We start from the raw sequence: 5,921 nt of genomic DNA, 5'->3' as shown, positions 1-5,921 counted from the left end.
CATCCGGTGCTGACGATGAGCATCGAGGCGGCGGCGGAGCTGGCGGACGCCGGACCGGTTGTGGTGACCGGCACCCTTCGCCGGGACGAGGGTGGCATGCGGCGCGTGCTCACCTCCCTGGGCGAGGTGTACGTACGTGGTGTCCCCGTCGACTGGACCGCGCTGCTCGGCGACATCCCCGGGCATGCCGCGTTGGATCTGCCGACCTACGCCTTCCAACACCAGCACTACTGGCTGGGACGGCGAGGCGAAACGGTGGACGCGACCGCGCTGGGGCTCGTGCGGGCCGACCACCCGCTGTTGGGCGCCGTCACCGAGCTGCCGGAGTCGGGCGGCCTGCTGTTCACCTCTCGACTGTCGCTGCGCACGCATCCATGGCTGGCCGACCACGCGGCGGCGGGCACCGTACTGCTGCCCGGGGCGGCGTTCGTGGAGCTGGCGGTGCGCGCCGGTGACGAGGTCGGCTGTGGTGTCGTGGAAGAGCTGGTCGTCGAAGCGCCGCTCACCCTGCCCGAGCGCGACGGTGTGCACGTGCGGGTGAGCGTCGGCGCACCGGACGATTCCAGCCGTCGCCCGGTGACGGTGCACTCACGTGGGCAGGACGATGCCTCAGACGCGCCCTGGACTCGCCACATCAGCGGCACGCTCGCCCAGGACATCCCCCATGAACTGGACGCGGACCTGACGCAGTGGCCCCCCACCGGGGCGGTGGCGGTCGCGGAGGAGCGGGTGCGCGGTGTCTATGAGGAGCTGGAGGCCGGGGGTTACGGATACGGCCCGGCCTTCCGTGGTCTGCGGGCCGCGTGGACGCGGGGCGACGAGATCTATGCCGAGGTCACCCTGCCCGATGAGCTGTCGGCAGACGCCACCGCGTTCGGGCTGCATCCCGCTCTGCTCGACGCGGCCCTGCATGCCACCGCGTTCCGCGACCGTGCCGAGACCCAGGCAGGGCCCACACTGCCGTTCGCCTATCGCGGAGTCTCCCTGCACGCCTCCGGCGCTTCGGCACTGCGCGTACGCATCACGCCCAACGGCAAGGATGGGGTGGGCCTTCGGCTGGCCGATCCGAGCGGGGCGGCGGTCGCGGTGGTCGAGTCGTTGGTGTTACGACCCATGCCGACGGCACTGCTGGACGCCGCCACACGGACGTCGACGGACCAGATGTTCCTCGTGGGGTGGGAGGAGTTGCGCGTCGTAGCCGCCGACGCGCCACTGGACACTGTTTCCGTCCACACCGCGCAGGATGTACGGCAGTTGGCCTCGCGAGCCGACGCACCGCCTGCACCCCCTGCGCGCGACGCGGCTGAGTCGTCCGAGTCGTCCGAGGCGCCGCCAGTCCTGCTGTACGAGATCGGCCCCGGCGATGCCGTAGGCGACGACACCGGCGCGGCCCGGGCGCGCGAACTGACCGGCCAGGTGCTGGACGTGTTGCAGACGTGGCTGACCGCGCCCTCGCTGGAGGACTCTCGCCTGGTGGTGCTGACGCGGGGCGCCGTAGGGGTGCGGGACGCCGATTCGGTGGACCCCGCGGTCGCCGCGGCCTGGGGGCTGGTCGGCACCGCGCAGTCGGAGAACCCCGGGCGGATTCTGCTGCTCGACCTGGACGACGCACCGGCCTCCACGAAGGCCCTGCCCACGCTGCTGCCCGCCCTGCTCAGCGGAGACGAACCACAGCTCGCGCTGCGCGGAGGCGTTTGCCATCTGCGCCGCCTGACCCGGCCGACGGCCGACGAGGCACTCGTGGCGCCGGAGGGAGAGCCCGCGTGGCAGCTGGGCACCCGTGGTCCGGGAACGCTGGAGGGCTTGGCGCTGCTGCCGTCGCCGGAGGCGCTGGCGCCACTTCCCCCGGGCCATGTCCGGATCGAGACACGTGCCGCGGGACTCAACTTCCGCGATGTGCTGATGGCGCTGGGCATGTACCCCGGCGAGATCAGCATCGGCAACGAGGGCGCCGGTGTGGTCACGGAGGTCGGCCCAGGTGTCACCCGCTTCGCTCCGGGCGACCGGGTCATGGGGCTGTTCGAGGGTGCGGGCGGCCCCATCGCCGTGGCCGACTGCCTCACCCTCGTCCACATCCCCGAGGGGTGGTCCTTCGAGCAGGCGGCCGCGGTCCCCTGTGTTTTCCTCACCGCCTATTTCGGGCTGCGGGACCTGGCCGGGCTGGAGCCCGGGGAGTCGGTCCTGATCCATGCCGCCGCCGGTGGCGTCGGCATGGCCGCGGTGCAGCTGGCCCGGCACTGGGGCGCTGAGGTCTACGGCACGGCCGGGCCGGCCAAATGGGACGCGGCGTACGCCGCCGGTGTCCCGGAGGGACGGCTGGCCAACTCCCGGACACTGGAGTTCGAGCAGCGGTTTCTCGAGATGACCGGGGGCCGGGGCTTCGATGTGGTGCTGGATGCCCTCGCCGGCGACTTCGTGGACGCCTCACTCCGACTGCTGCCCAGGGGCGGCCGTTTCATCGAGATGGGCAAGAGCGATATCCGGGATGCCGAAGAGGCGGGCACCCAGCACCCCGGCGTGGCCTATCGGGCGTTCGACCTGGCCGAGGCGGGTGGCGAGCGCATCCAGCGGATGCTGACCGAGCTGGTCGACCTCTTCGAGAAGGGGGTGCTGACCCCGCCGCCGGTGACCGTATGGGATATCCGGCGCGCTCCGGCCGCCTTCCGCTTCATGAGCCAGGCGCAGCACATCGGCAAGAACGTGTTCACCCTGCCGCGCCGACTGGACCCGGAGGGCACCGTGCTCATCACGGGTGGCACCGGATCGCTGGGCAAGGTGGCCGCCCGGCGCCTCGTGACCGAGCACGGCGTACGGAACCTGCTGCTGACCAGCCGGAGCGGACCCCAGGCCACCCGCGCCGCCGAGCTGGAGCGGGAACTGACCTCACTCGGCGCACGGGTACGGATCGCCGCGTGCGATGTGGCAGACCGCGACGCCCTGTCCGAGCTGCTGTCCTCGCTGCCGGGCGACGCGCCGCTGACCGCCGTGGTGCACAGCGCGGGCGCGCTGGACGACGGTGTGATCACCGCATTGACCAGGGAGCGATTGGACATGGTCTTCGCCCCGAAGGTGGATGCCGCACTCCACCTGCATGAGCTGACCCGGCACCTGGATCTGGCGGCCTTCGTCCTGTTCTCCTCGGCCGCGGGGACGCTGGGCAGCTCGGGGCAGGGCAGCTATGTGGCGGCCAACGCCTTCCTGGACGCGCTGGCACATCGACGCCGCGCCCAGGGTCTCCCGGCCATCTCCCTGGCCTGGGGGCTGTGGACACAGGGTGCGGGGGTCGGGCTGACCGGCCACCTCACCGATGCCGACCAGCAGCGCATGGTGCGCGGGGGAGTGGCCGGACTGTCGGAGAGCGAAGGCGGGGAACTGTTCGACACCGCACTGCACATGCCCCAGCCGGTGGTGCTCCCCATGAAACTGGACCCCGGCGCACTGCGGGCCCAGGCCGCCACCGGACCGGTGCCGCCGTTGCTCCGTGGCCTCGTCCGGCAGAGTCGGCGCACCGCTCGGACCGCCGCCGACATGGACGCCTTCACCCAGCGCCTGACCAGGGCCACGTCCGAGGAGCAGGAGCAGATCCTGCTCGGCCTGGTCTGCCGGGAAGCCGCTCGGGTCCTGGGCCACGCCTCCGCTCACGCCATCGGGCCGGACCTGGCGTTCAACGAAATCGGCTTCGACTCCCTCACGGCGGTGGAACTGCGCAACCGCCTGGCCAGCCACACCGGGATACGCCTTCCGGCGACGTTGGTCTTCGACTATCCGACGCCCACCGCCCTGATGCGCCACCTGCGGATGAAGCTCTGCCCGGACGCTCCGCCCGCGCAAAGCCACACCGGCAGCGAGGACGACCTGCGCCGCGCGCTGGCCAGTACACCGCTGAGCCGCTTCCAGGAGCTGGGCATCCTGGACACCCTCATGACGCTGGTCCGGGAATCGGAAGCGGAGCAGCCGGCGCACGGGCAACGGGTGGAAGAGCAACCGGCGGACGGGCAGTCGGCCGCCACGATCGCCGATATGGACGTCGCCAGCCTGGTGCAACGAGCCATGAACAAGGCCGGGAAGTAATGTCGGTCCGGAATGCGGAGGCTGGGATGACCACTCCCGAAGCGCAGGTCGTCGAAGCGCTGCGTGTCACGCTCATGGAGAACGAGCGGCTCGAGCAGGAGAACGCCCACATACGCCGTGGCTTGTCGGAACCGATCGCGATCGTGGGGATGGCGTGCCGGTTGCCGGGCGGGGTGACCACGCCGGAGGAGCTATGGGACCTGGTGGCGTCCGGCGGTGACGCGATCGGTGGGTTCCCGGAGGACCGTGGTTGGGATCTGGAGAACCTCTTTGATCCGGATCCGGATCACCCGGGCACCAGCTATGTCCGCGAGGGTGGCTTTCTCCATGACGCGGGGGAGTTCGACGCGGGCTTCTTCGGGATCTCGCCGCGTGAGGCGCTGGCGATGGATCCACAGCAGCGCATCATGCTCGAGACCTCCTGGGAGGCATTCGAGCGCGCCGGGATCGACCCGACCGCGCTGCGTGGCAAGGACATCGGCGTCTTCTCCGGGGTGACGTACCACAGCTACGGCTCCGGAGCGCGGGTCCCCGAGGAGCTCGAGGCGGTCATGGGCACGGGCACCTCGGCAAGCGTGCTGTCGGGGCGGGTGTCCTATGCGCTCGGCTTCGAGGGCCCGTCGGTCGCGGTGGACACGGCGTGCTCCTCGTCGCTGGTGGCCTTGCATCTGGCCGTACAGGCGTTGCGGTTGGGCGAGTGCTCGATGGCGCTGGCCGGAGGGGTGACCGTCATGGCCAACCCCGGTATCTTCGTCGGCTTCTCGCGTCAGCGCGGGATGTCCAAGGACGGCCGTTGCAGGGCGTTCGCGGCCGCGGCGGACGGCACCGGCTTCTCCGAGGGCGCGGGAGTGCTGCTGGTGGAGCGGCTGTCGGACGCCGAACGGAATGGTCATCGGGTGTTGGCGGTGGTGCGGGGTAGTGCGGTGAATCAGGATGGTGCGTCGAATGGGTTGACGGCGCCGAATGGTCCGTCGCAGCAGCGGGTCATCCGGCAGGCGTTGACCAGTGCCGGGCTGGTGGCGGCGGATGTGGATGTGGTGGAGGCGCATGGGACGGGTACGCCGTTGGGTGATCCGATTGAGGCGCAGGCGGTGTTGGCCACGTACGGTCAGGATCGTGATCGGCCTTTGTGGTTGGGGTCGTTGAAGTCGAATATTGGTCATGCGCAGGCGGCTGCGGGTGTGGCTGGTGTGATCAAGATGGTGTTGGCGTTGCGGTGTGGGGTGTTGCCGAGGACGTTGCATGTGGATGAGCCGTCGTCGCAGGTGGATTGGTCGGCGGGTGCGGTGGAGCTGCTGACTGAGGAGCGGGTGTGGCCGGAGGTGGGGCGTCCGCGTCGGGCTGGGGTGTCGGGGTTCGGGGTGAGTGGGACGAATGCGCATGTGATTTTGGAGCAGGCTCCGGAGGTGGCCATTGACCTGGCGCCGGTGGTGGGGGCTCCGGGTGGTGTGGTGCCGTTGGTGGTGTCGGGGCGTGGTGGTGCGGGGTTGCGGGGACAGGCGCGGCGGTTGCTGGAGTACGTGCAGGCTCATCCGCAGTTGCGTGTTGGGGAGTTGGGCGCGGGGTTGGCTGTTGGCCGGGCGGCGTTGTCGGACCGTGCGGTGGTGGTGGCTGGGGATCGGGGTGAGGTGTTGGCGGGGCTGGCGGCGGTGGCGGAGGGCGGCGGGGCGGGAAGGGCGGATGTTCGGGGTCGGGTGGTGTTTGTTTTTCCTGGTCAGGGGGCGCAGTGGGTGGGTATGGGGGCTGAGTTGTTGGAGTCGTGTGGGGTGTTTGCGGAGGCTTTGGGGGAGTGTGCTGGGGTGTTGGATCCGTTGACGGGGTGGTCGTTGGTGGATGTGGTGCGGGGTGTG

2 protein-coding genes are annotated in these 5,921 nt (G+C 70.4%); both read left to right on the top strand.

Features of this window, described 5'->3' with window-relative positions:
* Window positions 1–15: 15 nt before the first annotated feature.
* Window positions 16–4,071: an SDR family NAD(P)-dependent oxidoreductase gene (locus J5X86_RS49960; RefSeq protein WP_243983363.1), complete on the top strand. Its 4,056-nt coding sequence runs from the start codon at window positions 16–18 to the stop codon at window positions 4,069–4,071.
* 26 nt (window positions 4,072–4,097) lie between these two features.
* Window positions 4,098–5,921, top strand: a 1,824-nt coding sequence (locus tag J5X86_RS49955) for a type I polyketide synthase (protein WP_208523200.1), incomplete at its 3' end; no start/stop codon positions are given.

It is taken from the genome of Streptomyces sp. NEAU-YJ-81 (assembly GCF_017592595.1).
Classification (GTDB): Bacteria; Actinomycetota; Actinomycetes; order Streptomycetales; family Streptomycetaceae; genus Streptomyces; species Streptomyces hygroscopicus_B.
This window is presented reverse-complemented; position numbering and strand designations above follow the sequence as displayed.

Bases quoted from the DNA above. Each gene is read 5' to 3' on its own strand.
- J5X86_RS49960 (WP_243983363.1), top strand. From the start codon at position 16: ATGAGCATCGAGGCGGCGGCGGAGCTGGCGGACGCCGGACCGGTTGTG.